Raw genomic sequence first — 20131 nt, forward strand, 5'->3', positions numbered from 1 at the left:
AAACGCGGCGGCAAACACTTGGACACGTGGATCGCCGCCGCCCAGGACAGCGGCATCAAACAACTCGCGAGTTTCGCCGATGGCCTGCTCAAAGACTATGATGCAGTTCGCAACGGCCTCACGCTGGAGTGGAGTAGCGGTGCTGTCGAAGGCAACGTGAACCGCGTGAAATGCTGAAGCGGCAAATGTTCGGCAGAGCCAACTTCGATCTTCTGCGCCGCCGCGTCCTCCTGGTCGAGTAGCACGCCACCATCGAAAGTGCGCCAGAGCCGAGAAAGTCCCCACTGGTGGCCATCTGTAGGTCCCCGCTGGCTGACAATCGTTTTCGGCCAAGTGCTGCGTAAGCAGACCCTAGTGATGTGACCCGTGGTACTCCTTTATCGGCATGGAGCGATAGCCGTCGAGCGGAATGAGTCGACACCTCAGCGTGGCAATGTGATGGTCTGCGGACCAGAAGTGTTGCTGTCGGACACTTTGTCGTTGACGGCTGCGAATATTCCGGCGAATACGACGAGGCCGAACGCGATCAATAGTGCCGCGACGCTGGCGCGCAGCTTACTGAGTGCATCACCCAAGTCGGCGAGTGCTTTGATCACGTTGTCAGCTCCCAGCAGACTTTGCGGACGCGTCGCTTCGGCGAGACCGCCCTCAGCTGGCGTCGCGGGTGGCACTACCTTGTCCGCAACCTTCTCAACCACGTTCTTCGCGGCTTCCTGGGCATCCATCTCGCGTCGCAATGCGTACGCCGAATAGCCGAACAGCGGATCCTGCTGCGCCAAGCCCCCAAGCCATCGACGAGGTCGCCACCGCGTTCCGGCTCTCCGAGGGCGAACAACAATTCCTGCTCTCCGCCGCACGCGGCAGCGGCCTACTCGCAGTCGGCGCCGACCGGGCCGTCTTCGCATCCCTGGCCTCACCCACCGAGAATGCTTTGATCACCACAAGTCCAATGTTCGACGAATCTTTCGACAATCCCGACGGGAACTTCGACGTGGTCGAGGTGGCGTGATGGTCACCGAACCTTGGATTTCCCGATACTCGGGGAGATGTGGTGGTATGTCTCACTGCTGCTTGATGCCGGGCGGCTGGGGTAGAGAGGTATGTCTGTCACCTCGGCCATGTCCGCCGGAGTCGATCAATCAGTTTCGCAGGGTTGAGTTCCTGGTCGATGCGGAACAGGTAGCCGACCGGGGATTCCTGGATGGTTGTGCGGCGGTGTCCGCGCCATTGGGCTGGTGCCGTGACCACACAGGCGGCCAGTGCGGCCGGTCCGGTGATCGCTGGAGACAGCCCGATGGTTTCGGCTGCCATCCCGACCAGCGGGGGCAGGGCGACCGATTTGACGTTGACCATGGCACGCGCCGATTCAAGACCGATGCTGCGCAGCTGTTCGCGCAGTTGCGCCAGTTGTGTGCTGACGGCGTGTTGAACCTCCGTGCGCAGGTATTCCTGGAAGACGGGCAGGTCGCGTATGTCGTGGAGTTCGCTGAGTCGTTGCGCCTGTTCGGTCACGTAGTTGCGGAAGGCGTCCAGTTCGGTGCCGAACCGCGATCGGACCTCAACGATCTTCTCGATCGGCACCGTGTCGAGGTGGGCGGGTACCACGGTCTCGAATGCCAAGAGCGCGAACGCGTCCGCCAGATCCTGCTGTGCGTGAGATTCGTCGGTGCTGTCGAGAGGCTCGTTCACCAGTGCCTGGGCCAAGCGGTCCATGGTCCATCCCGACAGCGCGGAATGCGGCAGCATCTGATCGGTTACCGGGTGCAGACGATCCCCAGCGGCAATCTGCTCGGTCAGCGCGCACGTATAGACGGACGCCAGTTCGGGGTGCATCCCCACCCAGGTGCCGTGGTCCAGAGTGGTCACCAGTCCGGCCTCGACTGCCGCTCGTACGAGGTTGTAGTCGACTTTGCTGATGTGGACATAGCTCAAGCGTTCGTCAAACGCCTGTCGAAGTTCCGACGGGCGGGGCGACCTGTAGTAGCGGTCCAGATCCTGGTAGATGCCGGGCGCCAACGGCTTCCAATCGTCGATCCGGTTGAGCCCGAACCGGTTCCGCAGTTCAGAGGCGTGGGTGAGGATCAGATCCAGAAACGGCCCTCCGACGACGCGCCCGGCCCAGGGCGGCGGCGGAACGTCGATCAACCAGCCGATCTCGTCGTGGAGCACGCGGGCTGTCCGCGAATCCCTGACTGGGAACCCCGGGGGGCACAGCCTGCCCATCTTCGGCCAGTACAACGCGGAATACTTCAGCCACGCATCGTCGCGGATGTGGATGTACGGGTAGTACAAGGCAATCGGGTCCACCAGGTGCCCCTCCTCGACGTGGTGTTCGGCCACTATAGCGGCGTCGGTCGGCGGTCGAGGTCACTCGGTATGGCTGCCGGTCGGGACTTACGTGTCGGTGGTGGCCGGGAGGTCGCCGATGGCGGGGTGGTCGACCATGGTGGTGTAGCGGTAGGCCCGGCGATCGACAGGCCGAACAGGTCGCAGAGTCGTCGCAGGTCGCCGCTGGTGGCGTGGGCTTCGTCGAGGATGCGGTCCATGCGGATCGACTGGGCGGTCATGCCGAGGCGGCGGCTGATCCACCATGGGGTGACGGGGGTGGTGGTTGTCGCGTTGCGGTAGTGGATGAACAGGTGCGGGTTGGCAGTGTCCGGCCACTGGCTGTTGCGGTAGTCGAGGTAGGCGCTGACGCGTTGGCGGACCGGTTCGGCGAGCGGGACAGCCCGATCGGGCAGATGTACTCGTCCGTCGTGAATGTCGGTGATACGCAATGTGATCAGCTGACGTACGCGCACGGCGTGGAAGGCCAGCAGTCCCGCGAGCGCTGCGCAGGTGGGGTCAGGCGAGGTCAGTGCTGCCCGCAGCCGGTCGAGATCGATCGGTGCGGGCGCGACCGGATGTGGTTTAGCGACACTGATGCGGGCGGTCGGGTTGACGAAAGCGAGCTTGCGCGCCTTAAGGATTCGGAATATCGATCGCAGGCCCTGCAGCGTGGTCGAACGAGCGCTGCCCTGCGCGGGCAGGGCAGCGAGGACGTCGTCGCGGCCGATCTCTCGCAGCGACGAGTGATCGACGGCCCAGCGACGCAGGGTCGGCAGGGCGAAGCTGAGTTGGTTTTTCACGGTGACCTCGGCGCGGGGAAGGAACCGGGGTGGAACGGTGCTGCCGTGGCGGGCGATGTCGAACCAGACGTTCAACTCGCTGCGCATCTGTTCGGGCAGCAGGCTGATCTGGGTATCGAACCAGCGCACGATCGGTGCGATGCGGTCATCGGCGAGCATGTCGGCGGCGGTGATCACGTCCAGTACCGGCCGCACCGGCAGCCCGATGCTGGACATCGCCAGCACGTCCGAGGCGCGGATCGCCGCGCCGGGGGTGTCCTGGGTGCCCAGCAGGATCCGCACGACGCGCTGAACTTGCTCGGTGACCGAGACGCTCCAGCCGTGGCGAGTGGCGTGGGAGCGGACGAACTCGTGCCAGGCCGCTTCCTGTGCTGGGTCCGGTGGTGGCACGAATCCCCGTGTGCGGCCTGTGGCGAGGTCGCGGGGCGGCTCGAACATTGTCAGCTGCTGATATGGCACCGGCCTCAGTAGCGACAGATCCGCCGCTACCGTGGTGCGGATATAGGTGCCGCGCCCGGAGCCTTTGCGTTGCCACAGCCCGGCGATAAACAGTTGCTGCCCAATTCGATTCGCTTCTACGAGGGTGAATTTACTTGCGCGGCAGTCGAGTTGGCGTGCGATCAGTCCGCGTTGCTTGTGACACAACCGGCACGACCCGTTCTCGGCGACGGCGACTCGTCGACCGCAGGACAGGCAGTCCGCGACCCGGGGGTGGTTCTCCCGCCAGGATCGGCATCCCGCACAGATCCAGCCGTTGGTGCGCAGCACGCCCCACGCGCAGCAGTCGGGACACGAATCCACCACCGGCGCAATCGGATACGGCAACAGTCGGGCCGGGGTGCGTTCTCCGGGGGCGTCGGGGTGGCAGCGGGCACACAGTCCACTGGTGTAGTAATCGCTGATCGAGCCGCATCGCCGACACGGCGGCGGGGTGACCGGCCCGCCGGGCCAGCAGTCGAAGCAGAACGGAACTTCCCGCATCGCCGGTGGGCGTACACCGCATCGGGTGCAGCGGTGCCGCTGTCTGCTCATGCCGGTGGCAGTGACCGATGCCGACCCAGCCGAGGCGTGACCAGCGGCTTCGCCTCGCCAGTGCCAGTGCCGGCGTGGCCGGGTTTGCGGGCGGCGACCTTGCCCGGTTCACAGATCAGCAGATCCGACGGTGTGCAGTCGAGCACCGCGCAGATCACGTCCAGATCGTCGAGACGGATCGTGGTCGGATCACCGATCCACAACGCCGACATCTTCCCGGCGCTGATCTCCAGTCCCGCCTCGGCCAGACGCCGCCGCATCTCGGTCGACTTCCAGATCCCCGCTTCGGCGGCCTTCATCCGCAGATTCCACCGCATCGGTTCACCTCGTCTCCGTCCGCGTCAGTCCCAACCGCGCCGATACCCGCTGGTTGGAGCGTTCCCATGCGCGTTCGACATGGTCGGCCTGGACATGGATATAGCGGGTCGTGGTCGAGAGCCATTCGTGTCCGAGGACCTCCTGGATCGCCTTCAAATCCAGCCCCCGCGCATACAGCGACGACGCACAGTAATGACGCAGCGTGTGCGGCGTCTGCCGGTCCTGCCATGTCGGCAGCCAGCGGCCCGTCGCCTAAGCCAGCCCACGCCGCAGGCAGTGATCACCGGCCCGGCCGCAGAAGCCGGTATGTGGATCGGGGCGTTCGCTGGGCAGCAACGGCGCGTCCGGATGCTGCCAGTCGTCGCCGAACTGGTGCCGCACCTCGCCCAGCCACCAATCCAGCAGCTCGCCGACCTGGTTGATCGCTGGCACCAGCCGAGTCTTCGGGCCGCGCCCGCGGCTGCCTTTGCCGTACCGCACATGCAGTTTGCCGTACGCGCCCAGGTCGCGTCGCTAATCGCGGATGTCGAGCATGTAGGTCTCCCGGATCCGCAACCCGCCCCGCCGCCACAGCGACGCAGTACCGACCCCAGCGAACTCGCCACCAGCGACAGCGTCGACACCGACATCGATCTCGACCGGGTCCGGCCACTGGCACCGCTCACCGAACCCGACCCCGGCGACACCGCCACGGCAACCGCAGACCTCGCTGACGACGACATCGATGACGACAGCGGACAAGAGGTATTCCTCGATGGGCGGGCAACATGAGCCCGGATTCGCCACATGCGCGGTGCTGTCGCCGATCGCGGGGACCGGATTCACGCACCCCGATGGAGGGGGCGACACCCACACCCGACGCCAAGACCAGATCAGCTGTCGCGCCGCCCGAATGCGCGGCTGTCGCCAGTTCGCGGCGCGGCCGGATTCCCATGTGCCCGACCCGGAATCAGCGGCACCACGTCCCGCACGAGTCGCGGCCGAACATCGCGCAGGAACCCGCACAGGTGGCGCGAGCAATCCGGGTTCGCTTGACACAGCCGGTTGTAGGGAGCGTTCATGGACCCGCATTCGGGGCACGAAGGAAACAACATCGACACAGGAAAGGAGATGAAATGACCCACACACCAAAAGAACTCGACTTCTCCAAGCTTTCACAGAAGTCGCCGTCGTCGCGCCGTAATGCGAGCGACATTTGTCCCTTGCTCGCGCGGGAACTGCCGAACGAAGCATGACAACCAAGAGTCCGTCCCGAAGGGCCAGCATGGATATTCCACCCGCACAAACAGATCCGACCGATGGTAAAGATGCAAGTGAGGAAATCCCAGCGGAATCGCCTGTGGAAAGGGAACTTACAGTCGCGGTACCAACCGACGCACCGGTACTGTCGCCGTTCGCCGCAGCCCGGCTACTACATCTCGTTCGAAATGTTGCGATCACCTCCGACTACTTCGCCGGTCTGGAAGCCGGAGGAGACGACTATGGGAGCCGAGCAGCCTGATGAAGCTTTTCGCATTTCTGGGCCGAGTGTCCACCGAAGATCAACAGGATCCGGAAACCTCACGCAACTGGCAGCTCGCCAGAGCCCGGGCGTTGACCGAGCGGCACGGCGATATAGTCGCCGAATTCTTCGACGTGGGGCAGTCGCGCTCAATTCCGTGGAAACGTCGCCCGAAAGCCTCCAAGCTGCTCGAGTTACTCAAGCAGCCTGACCGAGGATTCGACGCCGTCGTCATCGGAGAACCGCAACGTGCCTTCTACGGCAACCAGTTCGGATTGACCTTCCCGGTGTTCACCCACTACGGCGTCGAGCTGTGGGTGCCCGAAGTCGGCGGTCCGATCGATCCGGAGTCCGAGGCGCACGATCTGATCATGTCGGTCTTCGGCGGTATGTCGAAGGGGGAGCGCAGTCGGATCAAGATCCGAGTCCGAGCGGCGATGGCGGCCCAGGCTCAGGTTGAAGGACGTTATCTCGGCGGACGACCGCCCTACGGTTATCGTCTCGCTGACGCCGGTCCTCATCCCAACCCCGGCAAGGCCGCCGAGGGAAGACGACTGCGTCGCCTCGAAGCCGACCCGCAAACGGCTCCGGTCGTGCGACGCATCTACAGTGAGTTCCTTTCGGGGATAGGCATCTTCGCTATCGCGCAGCGCCTGACAGCCGACGAGATCTTGTGCCCCTCGGCTCACGACCGCAAGCGCAATTCGCATCGCTCCGGTGCTGCCTGGTCCAAGAGCGCTGTCCGGGCGATCCTCGCCAATCCCCGCTACACCGGTCACGAGGTGTGGAACAAGCAGCGCAAGCAGGAGTCGCTCATCGACGTGGACGACGTCGCCCTCGGCCACGACACCCGGCTGGCATGGAACCGGAAAACCGACTGGGTCTATTCCGATCACCCGGTGCACGACGTGATCATCACGAAAGACACCTTCGAGCAGGTACAAGCTCGATTCGCATCGCGAAGCCCACGATCACCCCGAGCAACCGTTCGCCGCACCCACCCCTATGCCTTCAAGGGCCTCGTGACACACCACGCCTGCGGACGCAAGATGCAGGGCAACTGGTTCCACGGCGCGGCCTTCTACCGATGCCGCTATCCACAGGAATACGCCATCGCCAACAGCCTCGAACACCCCACCAACGTCTTCTTGAAAGAAGACATGCTCATCGACCCCATCGACAACTGGCTCGCCGAGGTGTTCGAACCCGAAAGAGTCGAATACACACTGACTCAGATGGAGTCCGCTCAACCCGATACGACGGCGACATCGGACCCACTGCGCCGAGCGATCGCCGAATGCGACCGCAAACTCGCCCGACACCGCGCCGCTCTAGAAGCCGGTGCAGACCCCGCGATGGTCGCCGCGTGGAGCAGCGACATACACCGCGAACGGACGGTCCTGGCCGCTCAACTCACGGCAGCGACGAATCACGCCGTCCATTCTCAACGAATGAGCCGCGACGAAATCCGTCAACTGGTAGATGCACTAGGTGGAATCCTGGTGATACTGCGGGCCGCCGACCCCGGCGACAAGCTGGAGGTATACCGGGAACTAGGGCTGAAACTCACCTACAACCACGACCACGTGGTTACGGCCGAGACGAACCCACGGCCACGGGTTGGCGTACTGTCTGTGTCCGGAGGGGGACTTGAACCCCCACGCCCGATAAAGGGCACTAGCACCTCAAGCTAGCGCGTCTGCCATTCCGCCACCCGGACCGGTGTGCTCAGCAAGGTTATCGGATGTGGCGGCGTTGACCAAATCGCGGGTTTAGCTGGTAATTGTCCGTGTCGCGCGGCTGTCTTGCCGGAGCGGGCGACGAGTACCTACTATTCAGGACAGTACTTACCGATACGCATGTGGACGGGTAGCGATGGGCGCCAAAAGATCCGGACCGTACTTCTGCGGTATCGACGCGGCGATGGATGTGGTGGGCGGGAAGTGGAAGGCGCTGATCCTGTGGGAGTTGGCGAATCATGGCGTGCGTCGCTTCGGCGAATTGCGCCGCGGCCTGCCAGGTGTATCGGAAAAGATGCTGATCCAGCAGCTGCGGGAGCTCGAGGAGGACGGCATCGTGGATCGCGAGATCTACCGCGAGGTGCCGCCGAGGGTGGAGTACCGGCTGACCGAATTGGGCACCGCCTTGAACGCGGCGCTGGAACCGCTGGGTGCGTGGGGTCGCGATCGCATCGACCGGATCGGCGCCGAGCGCGTCCACCTCTCTACGTGAGGCTCAGCCCAGGATCGGCAGGGTGCGTTCCTCGGCCAGTTTCGACAAGGCCTCCTGCATGATCCCGGTGACGTACTCGTAGCCGCGGTCCACATCCAGTTCCGATCCCAACATCTCGTGCAGGTCGATCGGCGCCAGGAATTCGACGGTCACTTTCGTGGGCAGCGGAATGTGCCCGGCGAGGTCGCTGATGTTCAGTCCCCACGGCAGCGCCAGCGAAATCGGGAACACCTTCAATCGCAGTGTCCGATCGAGTCGCAGTAGCCGGGCAATCCGGTCACCGCGGGTGAGCATCAGGGCGTTCTGCTGGGCGCCGTAGTTCACGAACGGCACGATCGGTACGTGTTCCTCCCAGGCCAGTCGCAGGAATCCGGTGCGTCCTGCGAAATCGAGCCGGTCCTCCTCCCAGGTCGGGCGGTGCACCTCCCAGTCGCCGCCGGGGTACACCAGCACTGCCGCGCCACTGCGCAGCGCCGCCTTGGCGCTGTCGGGATCGGCCGCCACGGTACCGAAGCGCGACAGGAATGTGCCGAGCAGCGGTACGGCCATCACCAGATTGTGGGCGAGTTGATAGAAGGGGCGTTCGGGTCCGAAATAGTGCGCGAACGCGAGGGTGGTCACGAGCGCCTCGGGCGAGACATTGCCGCCGGAGTGGTTGCCGACCAACAGTATCGGCCCGTCCTCGGGGATCTGTTCGATCCCGCGCACCTCGGCGCGGAAGTACGCGCGAGCCAGCTGCCAGGACGGTCCGATGGTGTGGGCGATGAATCCGGGATCCCGATCGTTCATATCCGCCTTGGGAACCCTTGCTCGCACCTGCCGGGCGACCCAGTCGGTCGCGCTGTCGATGGGCGGCAAGGGCAGGTTCGGCAACTTCATGGGTTCGGCTTTCCGGTCAAGGCGTCGACCGAGACATACCCCGCAATGTCACGACCACACCGCGTTCGCGATTGCGATCAGCGTGAATCGACCCGAACCCGTGGGCGATCGCGCACCTCGTGACGGCGGCGGTGGCCGTGCCCGTACCGCTATGGCGTCATGCGGGCGGTGTCAGGTGGTAGGAAAGGGTACGTGTCTGCAACTGGCGAAGTATCCGGTCCGAACACCACATCTCGTGCCGTGTCCGAGGTCGTCGAATTGGTCAGTACGCTGATCCGGTTCGACACTTCCAACACCGGGGATCTGGCCACCACCAAGGGTGAGCGCGAATGTGCGCAGTGGGTGGCCGATCAGCTGCATCAGGCGGGGTACACCACCGAGTACGTGGAGTCGGGCGCACCGGGTCGCGGGAATGTGTTCGCGCGGTTGAAGGGGGCCGATTCGAGCCGCGGCGCACTGCTGATCCATGGGCATCTGGATGTGGTGCCCGCCGAGGCGGCGGACTGGAGTGTGCACCCGTTCTCGGGGGCGGTGCGCGACGGTTATGTGTGGGGGCGTGGCGCGATCGATATGAAAGATATGGTCGGCATGATGCTGGCCATCGCGCGCCAGTTCAAGATCGAGGGCACGGTGCCCCCGCGCGATATCGTCTTCGCCTTCCTCGCCGATGAGGAGAACGGCGGCAAGTGGGGTTCGCAGTGGCTGGTGCAGAATCGGCCCGACCTGTTCGACGGGGTCACCGAGGCGGTGGGAGAGGTCGGCGGTTTCTCGCTGACCGTACCGCGCCCGGACGGCACCGACCGCAGGTTGTATCTGGTGGAGACCGCCGAGAAGGGCCTGGGCTGGATGCGGTTGCGCGCCAAGGCCCGTGCCGGTCACGGCTCGTTCCTGCACGAGGACAATGCCGTCACGATTCTGGCCGCGGCGGTGGCGCGGCTGGGCAAACACACCTTCCCCCTGGTGCTTTCGGATTCGGTTGCCGAATTCCTGGCCGCGGTCGCCGAGGAGACCGGCCTGGAGTTCGATCCGTCGAGTCCCGATATCGAGGGTCAGCTCGCGAAGTTGGGCACGATCTCGCGCATCATCGGTGCGACGCTGCGCGATACCGCGAATCCGACCATGCTGCAGGCGGGTTACAAGGCCAATGTGATCCCACAGACCGCCGAGGCGGTCGTGGACTGTCGCGTGGTGCCGGGACGACAGGCCGCGTTCGAGCGTGAGGTGGACGAGCTGATCGGCCCGGATGTCGAGCGGGAATGGATCACCAAACTCGATTCCTACGAAACGACCTTCGACGGACATCTCGTCGACGCGATGAACGACGCCATCCTCGCCCACGACCCGCAGGGCCGCACCGTGCCCTATATGCTCTCCGGCGGTACCGACGCAAAGGCCTTCGCCCGCTTGGGTATTCGCTGCTTCGGTTTCGCACCGCTGCAGCTGCCGCCGGAATTGGACTTCACCGCACTGTTCCACGGCGTCGATGAGCGGGTTCCGGTGCGGGCACTCGAATTCGGCACCCGGGTGCTGGAACACTTCCTGTTGAACAGCTGACGATCGAAAGGACCCATCGTGCCCGACTACTCCTACAATCCGTACGACGCGCTACCCGAGGTGCCCGGCTTCACGGTGACCTCGGAGGATGTCGCCGATGGCGAGAGCTTCGGCAACGACCAGGTCAGCGGCGTCTTCGGCGCGGGCGGCAAGGATGTCTCGCCGCAGCTGTCCTGGTCCGGATTCCCAGCGGGGACAAAGAGTTTTGCGGTCACGGTCTACGATCCGGACGCACCGACAGCCGCCGGTTTCTGGCACTGGGCGGTAGCCAATATTCCGCTGGGCACCACCTCGCTGCCGCGCGGGGCGGGCAGCGAGGGTGGCGTGCTGCCCGAGGGTGCGGTCACATTGCGCAATGACGGAGGGTTCCCGGGATTCGTCGGTGCGGCGCCACCGGCCGGACACGGGTACCACCGCTACTTCATCGTCGTGCATGCGGTGGATGTGGAGCGGTTGGAGATCGACGAGAACGTCACCCCCGCCTTCCTCGGTTTCAACCTGTTCTCCCACACCCTGGCGCGCGCCACCATCGTCGCCAAGTACGAGGTCGCCTAGCACCTGCCGACAATGACTGTGGCCCTGAGCTTTTGCTCAGGGCCACCGGTCGTCAGGAGACGTTCACCACCGATTCGGGCAGCGGGGTGGTGTACAGGGAGGCGATCTCCTCGGCGTATTTCGCCGCGATCGGATTGCGCTTAAGCTTCATGGTGGGGGTCAGCTCGTCACCGCCGGGCTCCCATGGTTGGCCCACCACGGTGAACCGCTTGATCTGCTCGACTCGCGACAGCTTGCGGTTGCCCGCGACGACCGCGGCAAGCACCTCGTCGAGGATCTCCTTGCGGGTAGCCAGTGCGGCCAGATCGTCGGCGGGGGCGTCGATTTCCTTGGCACGGATGGCGGCGGTGTCGGGATCGAGCACGATCAGCGCGGAGATGAACGGTTTGCCCTCACCGATCGCCACCACCTGACCGACTAGCGAGGAAGCCGCCTTGACCGCATTCTCGATATTGGTCGGGGAGATGTTCTTCCCCGACTCGTTGATGATCAGTTCCTTCTTGCGATCCACGATGCGCACGTAGCCGTCGGCATCGATGGTGGCTACGTCGCCGGTGGCCAGCCAGCCGTCGGCGTCGAGCGCCTCCTTGGTCTTATCGGGCTGCTTGCGGTAGCCCGGGGTGACGATCGCGCCGCGCACCAGCAGTTCGCCGTCCTCGCCGAGCCGTAGCTCGAGGCCTTCGACGGCCCGGCCGACCGAGCCCGGGCGCGGCTTGTCCAATTCGGTGTAGGTGGCCACACCGGTGGTCTCCGACATGCCCCATACTTCGCTGACGGTGAACCCGAGTCCGAGGAAGTATTCCAGGGTTTCGGCCGGGATCGCGGCGGCACCGGAGGCGGCGACCTTCAGGTTGTCCAGGCCGAGCGCGGCCCGCAGCTTCGACAGCACCAGCGCGTCGGCGACCTTGTACTGCGCGGCGAGCACCGGGCTGCGGCCCTTACCCGCTAGATCGGCGCGCGCGGCGGCGACGCCGGTATTGATGGCCCAGGTGGCCAGCGCCTTCTTCACCGGGCTCGCTTCGGTGGCGAGCTTGCCGTCGATACCGGCCTTGATCTTCTGCCACACCCGGGGCACACCGAAGAAGATGGTGGGGCGTGCGTCCGGCAGCGCGGCGGCGATTTCGCGCGGATCCGGCACACAGGTGATCAGGATGCCGGTGAGCAAACTGATGGCATGTCCGGAGATGCGGTCGGCGACGTGCGCGGCGGGCAGGTAGGAGATGGCGCGATCGTCGAAGCCGACCCGCAGCGGGCCGTTGACCAGCGCGATGATCTGGGCAAGCACATTGCGGTGGGTGATCTCCACGCCCTTGGACGGGCCGGTGGTGCCGGAGGTGTAGATCAGCGTGGCGAGGTCGTCCGGGGTGACCGCCTGCCAGGCGGCGTCGAAATCGAAATCGGCCGCCGGATTCGCCTCGAGATCGGCCAGGCTGACCGTATCGGCGGCCGGTCCGTCCACCAGCACGATGTGCTCGAGTTCGACCCCCGCGCCCTTGATCACGTCGAGGAAGGCGCGCTCGGTGATCACCACCTTGTTCTCCGCGTTGGTGAACAGATGCGTGATCTGTTCGGGGGAACTGGTGTTGTAGATCGAAAACGGGGTGGCGCCCAGATGCAGTGCGGCCGTGTCGATCAGATTGAATTCGGGCCGGTTGGTGAGCATGATGCCGACGGTGTCGCCGTGGCCGACGCCGAGTCCGGCGAGTCCGGCCGCCAGCGTGCGCACCCGCTCGCCGTATTCGCGCCAGCTGATCTCCGTGGTGCCGCCGACCGTGCGCAACGCGACCTGCTCCGGTCGCAGCTTCACGGTCTCCTGGAATGCCTCCGGCATCGTGTACACCGTCTTGCCGGACTCGTGCGCGAAACCGATTTCTGTTGTCGTCATCTTCCCGTTTCCCGATATCTCTGCGTGAACCGCGCCCGGCGCGACCGCATGGTTTTCCACACGGTTCGAGAACCGCTGCTCCTGATAAATTGCAAGCGACTCTATCTCATCGTGTCACACGGTGGGATGACACCATGTGGCGCGGCTCACTCATGGTAGCCAGCGCGGGGTAATCGTGTGCGTTACTTCGATACGGACGAATCGGACCCCTTTATCGCGCCTCTACGGCAGATTCGCGCCTCGCAGCCAGATCCGGCGAAGCGATCGGTCGACTTTCGCGGGATTGTTCGTGAGCAGTCGCACTGCGATGAGTCCGAGACTCTGCAGGCTTTCGGCCGCAGCGCTTCCCCACGCCGATTTCGCCGCGCCAGGTCGATCGAGCGACATCGGCGCGCTCGCGCTACCGATGTCCGTGCCGCCCGGAGGTCCGAATGTCTTGACTCGCAGACGGATTCACTGGCTGGTCGCGATGGGGAATTCGGCAGTTACGCACCGACGTGGTGCGCACCGGCGTTCGCCATTGTGCGAGCACGTCGGCGGCCGATCCGGCGAGGTGCCGCAGGATTGGATTCTGCTGGCGCGCCGATGTCACCCGATACCTCGCCCAGGTCCGGATACCGATAGCACGGCCGCTCGACATCGACCACCGATCGACGCGCCGCGGGGCGGATTCGTCGAGCGGGTCGGTACCCACGCCGGTCGGGCCACATGCAAAGACCCAGCACCACCAAGCCCGTGGCCGCCGAAATCGTGGCGACGCCCAGGTATCCGAGCAGCGCCGAGGGCAGCGCCATCACCGGAATCGCCACGGATGCCAGGTGAATACGGGTGCGTCGCTCCCGGCCGACGTGCTCGACCGGCGAAACAGCCGGCAGTCGCGGGATGTGGTGTCCGCGATGACGCCGTTTGGCCTGCAGATATTTTCGTGCCCGCTCGCTGCGCGGCCAGGTGTGCAGCGGCACCCTGGTCACCGTGAGTCCGGCCCGCTCCAGCGGTTCCACCTTGTCGGGATTGTTGGTCAGCAGCCGCACCGATGTGAGCCCGAGGTCACGCAGGCATCGGGCGGCCAACTCGTAGGACCGCGAGTCCGCGCTCAGCTCCAGTCGCGCATAACTGGCGAAGGTGTCGAGGTCGAAGCGTTCGCTGGTCTGTAGCCCACGGGCCTTGTTGATCAGCCCGGCGCCGCGGCCCTCCTGTTCCAGATAGATCAGCACGCCCGCGCCCTCGTGCTGGATCATGTCCATGGCCATATCGAGTTCGGGGCCGCAGTCGCAGTCGTCGGACCGCAGCGCGTCACCGTAGAGGCAGCGAGAGTGGATCCGGACCAGACAGCCATCGCTGATTGTGGGGGATCCGTGTGTCGCCTGACCGAAGACCAGTGCGTGCCCGCCATCGACGCTGTGCGGTATCGGCACGACCCCGACCTGTAGTTCGCGACCCCGGCGGGTCAAGCGGTGCCCGGTCTCATCGAGGCTAGACGCCGCTTCGGTCACGCTGGTCCTCCGATACATGGGATGAACTTGCAGGTGATGTGGCCTCGCCGTCGATCGCCGTAACGTCCGCCCGTGACGGGTGCGAGCCAATTTACACACCAACCGAGAGGGCCCACTTCAGCGGGGCCTGGGAGGCATATTAGGCGCTCAGCCCGTGGTCGGCTCGTCGGCGGCGATGTGGAGGATCCGATCTATATCGCGCTCGCGCGGCATCGCGTCCGGCACGTCGCCGAACGACTGGGTGGCGACCATTGCCGCAGTGGCCCAACGGAATACCCGTTGATCGACCGGTCCGGCCGTACCGACGAGTTTGCGCGCAAGGGCGGCCGAGAATGCGGCCGCCGCGCCCGGTGAGTCGGCAAGCGCGACAGGGAAGTCGGCAATGCGGGTGTTGACGACATCGGATCGCACCGTGCAGTGGAAGCCGTCGATCACACACACCGCCCGCACCCCCAGCATGCGCAGCCGTTGGGCGATGTTCTCGGCCGAGCCGACATCTTCCCCGGGCAGCATTTTGGCGAGTTCTCCCGTGGTGCCGACCAGGTAGTCCACGGTGTCGAGGTAGCCGTACAGGTACTGCGGGCTTTCGATGGCCGGGGTGGCATTCACCAGCAGCAGCGGACGCGGATTCAGGGCGCGGATGGCGGCGATGATCCGCTCGACGACATCGATCGGCTGCTCGAAGGTCAGCAGCACTGCGTCCGAGGCGGCCAAGGCGGCGCGCACCTGCGGATCGCGGGGGTCGTGGGTGCCCAATCGGATCCGCTCATCCTTACAGCTGATATAGCTCGAGGTCCCGGTGCTGGTGATCATCACCGCCGTCACTTGGGTCTGCGCGCCGGGAACCTCCTTGACCAAGCGGGTGTCGACGTTCTCGGTTTCCAGATAGTTGCGGATGTATCGGCCCGCATCGTCGGCGCCGACCGCGGAGATCAACCGCACCTGAAGTCCCAGCCGTGCCGCTGCCACCGCACGATTGAGCCCCTTGCCGCCCGCGTGCATCTCGAATCCGCCCGGCGTCGACTTGCCCGCCACCGGAATCTGCCCGATGCGGTATATGTGATCGATCACCGAGTCACCGACGACTGTGACGATGCCACGTTGTGGCTGCGAATCCGGCAGCGTCACAAGAACTTTCGGCTCGGGGGTGAAACGGTATCCGGATCTTCCCGCGTAGGTCGACGCGGCCACGAGCTGTCCGGCCAACGCGGTGAACGCCCGGCGCTCGGGCGTCGCCCGCAGCGAGCGCACACTCGGCGGGGAGGTGATCTCGTCCGCTCCGACCGTGCGATGCAACAGATCCCACGCCACGGTGAGATACTCCCGCCGCTCACCGAGATCGGCCGCGTAAAGGCGCGCCAGATCGATTCCGTGCGACGGCTTTTCGCGCAGAAGTCCCAGCGACAGTTCGGCGTCGGCGATCAGCCGGTGCGTCGGCGCCAATTGCCGGGCGAGATCACGAATTACCGGCAGGACCGCCTGCTCCACCGAGATGCCCTCGCGGCCCGCCCGCTCCTTGACAACAGGTAGATCCAGCAGGGGAGCGACGTCGATTTCCGTGGTGCGCAACCGATCCGCACTCAGACCCGAGCGTTTGCTGAGCCTGGTGAGAATGTTGCGGATGGCAACCGTGCGTGAGTCCTGCTGGACCATAGGCGGGCCTGTCCTCCATGACGCTGCGATCGTTCCGTCTGCCACTCTCACGATATGCCAATCGTCCGGGGTTTAGCCGTCGAGTGAACCGGCAATTACCAACTTACAACGGCAATTGACCGTAGTGAATGGCAAATGCCACACTGAGTTACGGCGACCAAGCGTCGTCCGCCAGATGACTCGGGAGGGCCCTGGTGATGAGAGTGATTCTGCTGATACGGCACGCACGGCGGCGCGGGGAGCCGAGGGCCGGTGGTACCGAAACCGAGTTCGTCGCGAATCTCGTCACGGCGTAGGCGAACGAATCACGTTCGCCGGGACCACATTTCACCCCTCGAGCCGACTTCGTCGCCTGCTCCATCCGACAGCGACGAGCCCCGGCCGACCACCACGCAGTGGTCGACCGGGGCTCAGTGCACCCGAAATGCGGTCGGCGACAGTTCGGGCACCCCTGGAGACAGCCGTGACGATCTATGAATGCAGCCGGTCGATGACCAGCAGCGTCACTCCCGACGAATGGGCGTGGCGGGCGGGCCGCGCGGAACCGGCATGGCGATTGAGCTGGCTACCCGACCAGCTGACCCGCGAACAGGCCTGGGCCGGAATGCGATTGCAGGAGATTCTGAGCCACCCGGACCCGGCATCCGATCACGACGCGCACGCGCCGGCATTGGCCGATCAACTCGGTATCACCGTGCAGCAGGCACTGCACATCCTGCACCAGCGGATGCTCGACAGGCGGCATACGTGACCAGCTACCCACCCCGCGAGCCCACCGGGCTCGAATTGCTACACCGGAGGCACCCATGACCGTCGACACCACCGACTGGACCATGATCAGCGATATCACCCCCGAGTCGGCATACCGCCAGATCGGGTCGGGGGCCGCGGTCTGGCGACTGAGCTGGCTACCCGATCGGCCGCTGACCCGCGAACAGGCACTCGCGGGCATGGAACTCGACGAGATCCTCAGCGATCCGGATATCGTGCACGATCGCCACGCCCACGCCGATGCGGCCATTCTGGCCGGACGTGTCGGCATCATCTGGGAGCAGGCGGTGATCCTGCTGTCGAAGCGGGTGTTGGCCCGACTACGTCAGCGTTCCAACGGGATTCAGGACGACCCGGTGGACGGTGAATCCACCGAACGCTCCCCGATGTCGCCGCACGGGACACCATGGGTGTTCCGATAGCGTGCGGCATCGGGCGCCGGGAGGGGAGGCGGTCGATGTCATCGCGGCGCGGGATGCCGGGCCACGATCTGATCGATCGCGGCGGCGCTCGGCATACCGTCCGGTACCGGCCCGTCCACCGAGGTGGATGCCATCGCGGCGGTTGCCCAGTAGTAGGCCCGGGGCGGTGGCGTGACGCTTGGTCGCCAACAGCCGATACGCCAGCGCGACACCGAACGCGGCGCCACCACCAGGTGAATCCCCTTGTCGCGCTGCTGGATTCGCGGGCAGGTCGAGGTCGACCAGGTCGGATCGGCCGCGCGAAACGACCGGTCGGAATCAGGTATGTGCCACGTGCTCCGCGCCGACCGCCTCGGCAATCGAGTGGTAACCGGCCTCGCGCAGCCGCTGGGCGATCCCGCGGTGGATCTCGCGCATCCAGAACGGGCCGCCATAGATGAAACCGGTGTAGCCCTGCAGCAGGGTCGCCCCGGCCAGGATGCGCTCCCATGCCTGGTCGGCGGTTTCGATGCCACCGACCGAGATCAGCACCAGGCGGTCGCCGACGCGGCGGTAGAGCCGACGCAGCACTTCCAGGGAACGCTCGGCGACTGGGGGCCCGGACAGCCCGCCCGCGCCCATGGCCGCGACCTCGGCGGCGTCGGTGCGCAGGCCGTCGCGGCGGATGGTGGTGTTGGTGGCGACGATCCCGGCCAGGCCGAGTTCGACCGCGAGGTCGGCGACGGCGTCGACATCGTCGTCGGACAGGTCGGGGGCGATTTTCACCAGCACCGGGGCCTCGACGCTGTCCAGCACGGCCTGCAGGACCGGGCGCAGCGATTCGACGGCCTGCAGATCCCGCAGGCCAGGGGTGTTGGGGGAGCTGACATTGACGACGACGAAGTCGGCCAGCGGCCCGAGCAGCGATGCGCTCACCGCGTAATCGGCCGCGGCGTCGGCAGGTTCGACGATTTTCGTTTTACCGATGTTCGCGCCGATCGGGACCCCGCCGCGGCGGTTGCGCAGATGCTCGGCCGCTGCGGCGGCGCCGTGGTTGTTGAACCCCATCCGGTTGATCAGGCCGTGGTCGGCGGGAAGCCGGAACAGCCGCGGCGCGGGATTGCCTGGTTGGGCCTGCGCGGTAACGGTGCCGATCTCGGCGAATCCGAATCCCAGTGGCGCCCAAGCGTTCACACCGTCGGCGTTCTTGTCGAAACCGGCGGCCAGCCCGAGCGGTGCGGGAAAGTCGATGCCGAAGGCGTGGTTGCGCAGGATCGGATCGTCGGTGGTCAGCACCTTGGTCATCGCCCAGCGCGACGGCGCGAACCGGGCGGCCAGCCGCATGAGCGTGAACGCCAGATGGTGGATGCGTTCGGGCGGCAGCAGGAACATCAGGCGCAGCAGCAGTGAATACATGGCCTCACATTCCCGGTTCGGGCTGGGGTAGTAGTGCGGTTTTTCGGCGCCGCAGCAGCACCCGCCTGCTGCCGTCGGTGTAGGCGCGGACCCGCGACAGTTCCCAGCCGCCGAATTCGGCTTGGATGGCCAGCCGCATCGACGCCGTCACCCGGGTCACCTCCGGTGGCAGCCGCAGCGGCACGTATTCATAGTCGTCACTGGTGGTTTCCCAGCTCGCCGGTAGCGCTGCGCGTGATTGTGGCGCCATCACTGCCCTTTCTTCCGCTGGTCCGCGCGGATCCGTTGCAGACCGTCTCCGGTCGCGGAACCGACGAACAGGTCACCGGTGCGCTCGTCGATGGTCACCGAGTTCGGCTGGCGAACCGTCGGATAACGACCCACCTCTTTCGGTATACCCGTCGACAGGTCGAATCCGACGACTTCGTTGCTCTGCGTACACGTCACCCACACGGTGTCGGACCGCTGGTCGTAGGCAAGCGCGTAAGGCGACGATCCTACCGGGAATCGCTGCCGCAGTACGAGCGGTCCGGCGGTGTAGACCAGCAGTTCGTCACCGGCGGTATCGGTGACGGTGATGCGGCCGAACGGGTCGGTGATCAGGTTGGTCGCGCCGTCACCCGCGCGCAGTGCCAGCCCGAGGCGGTCTTTGCCGAGGTCGAGCTGGGTGAGCGAGGTCTGGCGGCGGTCCAGGACCGAGACATGGTCGCCGGTGAGGGCGAGTGCGTCGGCGGAGGCGAGCCCGGAAATGGTGTCGGTGACCTTGCCCTCGGGCGACATCTCGCGCACCTTGCCGTCGGCGGTGCCGACGAACAAGGTGCCGTCGTCTCGGTAGCGCACAGATCTGGCATCGCCGTCGACCGGCAGCTCGGTGGTGACGCCGGAGGTGATGTCGACGCGCATGATCCGGTGGTCGCCGGGAATCAGCACTTCCCCCGGCTTGCCCTGCGCCAAGCCGACACCGTGGGCGGGCAGCATCAGGGTGCGCATCTGCGGGTCCGGTACGCCGTTGGGACCGACGCGGGTGAGCGTGGCGGGGTCGATGACGAACACCATGGTGCTCGTGTCGCGGCTCGCTTCCAGCGCGACCAACTGTCCCGTGCTCGCCTCGGCGAACAGTGCGCTGACCGGGTTGTCGAGCCCCAAGACATCCCCGGCCGGTTGCACACTCCGCTCGGGTGCGAGCGCGGCGGTGGCGGCGGGTCGCGTCTGCAGCTTGTCGCTATCGGAGTCGGAGGAGCATCCGGCCAGCAGCGCCAGCACCGCCACACCCGCGAGCGCCGCGGGCAGCGAACCATAGGGGCGCATCCACC

At 65.5% G+C, this 20131-nt stretch carries 20 protein-coding genes, 1 tRNA gene and 2 pseudogenes; 9 read left to right on the forward strand and 14 right to left on the reverse strand.

From position 1 onward, the window contains the following. Positions 1-18: 18 nt before the first annotated feature. Positions 19-111, forward strand: a pseudogene (locus tag NA5_RS43370) (hypothetical protein); the annotation flags it as partial. Between the two features lie 311 nt (positions 112-422). Here NA5_RS43370 and NA5_RS33855 read toward each other — a convergent pair. Continuing rightward, positions 423-725, reverse strand: a complete 303-nt coding sequence (locus tag NA5_RS33855; RefSeq protein ID WP_062993108.1) for a hypothetical protein — start codon at positions 723-725, stop codon at positions 423-425. 11 nt (positions 726-736) lie between these two features. Here NA5_RS33855 and NA5_RS33860 point away from each other — a divergent pair, with 11 nt between their 5' ends. Next, positions 737-1009: a hypothetical protein gene (locus NA5_RS33860; protein ID WP_062993109.1), complete on the forward strand. Its 273-nt coding sequence runs from the start codon at positions 737-739 to the stop codon at positions 1007-1009. A gap of 98 nt (positions 1010-1107) precedes the next feature. Here NA5_RS33860 and NA5_RS33865 read toward each other — a convergent pair whose 3' ends face one another. From NA5_RS33865 to NA5_RS41950, 5 genes are read right to left on the reverse strand one after another with little or no spacing between them, the layout of a single operon-like run. Further along, positions 1108-2307, reverse strand: a complete 1200-nt coding sequence (locus NA5_RS33865) for a DUF6236 family protein (protein WP_157110792.1) — start codon at positions 2305-2307, stop codon at positions 1108-1110. Positions 2308-2339: 32 nt separating this feature from the next. Next, positions 2340-4109, reverse strand: a complete 1770-nt coding sequence (locus tag NA5_RS33870; protein ID WP_174555303.1) for a site-specific integrase — start codon at positions 4107-4109, stop codon at positions 2340-2342. 47 nt (positions 4110-4156) lie between these two features. After that, on the reverse strand, positions 4157-4477 hold the full coding sequence (locus NA5_RS33875) for a helix-turn-helix domain-containing protein (RefSeq protein ID WP_062993111.1): 321 nt from the start codon (positions 4475-4477) through the stop codon (positions 4157-4159). Positions 4478-4481: 4 nt separating this feature from the next. After that, on the reverse strand, positions 4482-4715 hold the full coding sequence (locus tag NA5_RS43375) for a tyrosine-type recombinase/integrase (RefSeq protein WP_218020220.1): 234 nt from the start codon (positions 4713-4715) through the stop codon (positions 4482-4484). A 15-nt stretch (positions 4716-4730) separates the two neighbouring features. Beyond that, positions 4731-4910 (reverse strand): hypothetical protein, encoded by a 180-nt coding sequence (locus tag NA5_RS41950; RefSeq protein ID WP_218020219.1) that lies wholly within the window; start codon positions 4908-4910, stop codon positions 4731-4733. Positions 4911-4958: 48 nt separating this feature from the next. Here NA5_RS41950 and NA5_RS41520 point away from each other — a divergent pair, with 48 nt between their 5' ends. Beyond that, complete coding sequence (locus NA5_RS41520) at positions 4959-5249, forward strand: hypothetical protein (RefSeq protein ID WP_169811403.1); 291 nt, start codon at positions 4959-4961, stop codon at positions 5247-5249. A gap of 729 nt (positions 5250-5978) precedes the next feature. Then, positions 5979-6878 (forward strand): annotated as a pseudogene (locus NA5_RS42615) (recombinase family protein); the annotation flags it as partial. Between the two features lie 736 nt (positions 6879-7614). On the opposite strand, the gene NA5_RS33895 reads toward NA5_RS42615, so the two are convergent. Beyond that, positions 7615-7699: transfer RNA gene (locus NA5_RS33895), tRNA-Leu, on the reverse strand. A gap of 155 nt (positions 7700-7854) precedes the next feature. On the opposite strand from NA5_RS33895, the gene NA5_RS33900 reads away from it, so the two are divergent. After that, positions 7855-8211, forward strand: coding sequence for a winged helix-turn-helix transcriptional regulator (locus NA5_RS33900; RefSeq protein ID WP_062993114.1), 357 nt, complete (start codon positions 7855-7857; stop codon positions 8209-8211). A 3-nt stretch (positions 8212-8214) separates the two neighbouring features. On the opposite strand, the gene NA5_RS33905 is transcribed toward NA5_RS33900, so the two are convergent. Beyond that, complete coding sequence (locus NA5_RS33905; RefSeq protein WP_062993115.1) at positions 8215-9090, reverse strand: lysophospholipid acyltransferase family protein; 876 nt, start codon at positions 9088-9090, stop codon at positions 8215-8217. Positions 9091-9249: 159 nt separating this feature from the next. Here NA5_RS33905 and NA5_RS33910 point away from each other — a divergent pair, with 159 nt between their 5' ends. After that, complete coding sequence (locus NA5_RS33910; RefSeq protein WP_281201773.1) at positions 9250-10644, forward strand: M20/M25/M40 family metallo-hydrolase; 1395 nt, start codon at positions 9250-9252, stop codon at positions 10642-10644. Between the two features lie 18 nt (positions 10645-10662). Further along, the gene (locus NA5_RS33915; protein WP_062993117.1) at positions 10663-11199 is read left to right on the forward strand and encodes a YbhB/YbcL family Raf kinase inhibitor-like protein; all 537 of its coding nucleotides are present in this window, start codon (positions 10663-10665) and stop codon (positions 11197-11199) included. A 52-nt stretch (positions 11200-11251) separates the two neighbouring features. Here the strand turns inward: NA5_RS33915 and NA5_RS33920 are convergent, their stop codons facing one another. The 3 genes from NA5_RS33920 to NA5_RS33930 form a co-directional block, all read right to left on the reverse strand. Beyond that, the gene (locus NA5_RS33920) at positions 11252-13084 is read right to left on the reverse strand and encodes an AMP-dependent synthetase/ligase (protein ID WP_062993118.1); all 1833 of its coding nucleotides are present in this window, start codon (positions 13082-13084) and stop codon (positions 11252-11254) included. A gap of 485 nt (positions 13085-13569) precedes the next feature. Next, positions 13570-14577: a GTP cyclohydrolase II gene (locus NA5_RS38880; RefSeq protein WP_245672536.1), complete on the reverse strand. Its 1008-nt coding sequence runs from the start codon at positions 14575-14577 to the stop codon at positions 13570-13572. A 147-nt stretch (positions 14578-14724) separates the two neighbouring features. Further along, positions 14725-16230: a PfkB family carbohydrate kinase gene (locus NA5_RS33930; protein WP_062993119.1), complete on the reverse strand. Its 1506-nt coding sequence runs from the start codon at positions 16228-16230 to the stop codon at positions 14725-14727. A 490-nt stretch (positions 16231-16720) separates the two neighbouring features. Here NA5_RS33930 and NA5_RS33935 point away from each other — a divergent pair, with 490 nt between their 5' ends. Beyond that, positions 16721-16981, forward strand: a complete 261-nt coding sequence (locus NA5_RS33935; protein WP_157110793.1) for a hypothetical protein — start codon at positions 16721-16723, stop codon at positions 16979-16981. 55 nt (positions 16982-17036) lie between these two features. After that, positions 17037-17423, forward strand: coding sequence for a hypothetical protein (locus tag NA5_RS33940; RefSeq protein ID WP_063813761.1), 387 nt, complete (start codon positions 17037-17039; stop codon positions 17421-17423). Between the two features lie 318 nt (positions 17424-17741). Here the strand turns inward: NA5_RS33940 and NA5_RS33950 are convergent, their stop codons facing one another. From NA5_RS33950 to NA5_RS33960, 3 genes are read right to left on the reverse strand one after another with little or no spacing between them, the layout of a single operon-like run. Beyond that, entirely contained in the window at positions 17742-18818 is a 1077-nt protein-coding gene (locus NA5_RS33950; RefSeq protein ID WP_062993122.1) for a quinone-dependent dihydroorotate dehydrogenase, read from the reverse strand. A 4-nt stretch (positions 18819-18822) separates the two neighbouring features. Next, the gene (locus NA5_RS33955; RefSeq protein ID WP_040691094.1) at positions 18823-19068 is read right to left on the reverse strand and encodes a DUF5703 family protein; all 246 of its coding nucleotides are present in this window, start codon (positions 19066-19068) and stop codon (positions 18823-18825) included. Beyond that, positions 19068-20126, reverse strand: coding sequence for a YncE family protein (locus NA5_RS33960; RefSeq protein WP_062993123.1), 1059 nt, complete (start codon positions 20124-20126; stop codon positions 19068-19070). The genes NA5_RS33955 and NA5_RS33960 overlap by 1 nt, the downstream gene beginning before the upstream one ends. Positions 20127-20131: the final 5 nt, after the last annotated feature.

The sequence above is a fragment of the Nocardia anaemiae NBRC 100462 genome, from assembly GCF_001612725.1.
Taxonomy (GTDB): Bacteria; Actinomycetota; Actinomycetes; order Mycobacteriales; family Mycobacteriaceae; genus Nocardia; species Nocardia anaemiae.